Origin of the sequence: Priestia sp. SIMBA_032 (genome assembly GCF_046535215.1) — a bacterium.
Taxonomy (GTDB): Bacteria; Bacillota; Bacilli; order Bacillales; family Bacillaceae_H; genus Priestia; species Priestia aryabhattai.
In genome coordinates this window covers 1-369 of sequence record NZ_JAWRXD010000226.1, presented here as the reverse complement: position 1 = coordinate 369, position 369 = coordinate 1, and the positions used below count along the sequence as shown (strand labels likewise).

The 369-nt window shown below is 35.2% G+C and carries 1 protein-coding gene; it reads right to left on the bottom strand.

The window, feature by feature from the left end; translation table 11 throughout:
- A partial coding sequence (locus SB717_RS34110) for a MerR family transcriptional regulator (RefSeq protein ID WP_410907252.1) occupies window positions 1–294 on the bottom strand: 294 nt, incomplete at its 3' end.
- Window positions 295–369: the final 75 nt, after the last annotated feature.

Sequence of the window (369 nt, the reverse complement as noted above, 5' to 3'; positions counted from 1 at the left end):
TCTTCTCTTTTCTTCAAAGGCTTTTCTTTGTTGTTCCAACGTTTCTTTTAAATTTACATTCAAACTTGGCATTTTCAGCATAACGCGTATTTCTTCTAAACTATATCCTAATACTTTAAGACTCACTATTTTCTGTAGCTCTAATATATCTTTTCCTTTGTACAAACGGTGACCAGAGCTAACATTCTTTCCAGGTTTAAGTAGTCCAATTTCATCGTAATATTGTAGTGTCCGTATTGATGTGCCTGTCCTCTTTGCAAACTCACCAATTGAACAGCCTTCCCTTTTGCTCATCTTACACTCCTCCTAACAATATGTTTACAAAAATCATACTCCCTCACGTAACTGTAGGTTCAAGTCTTTTTTCCA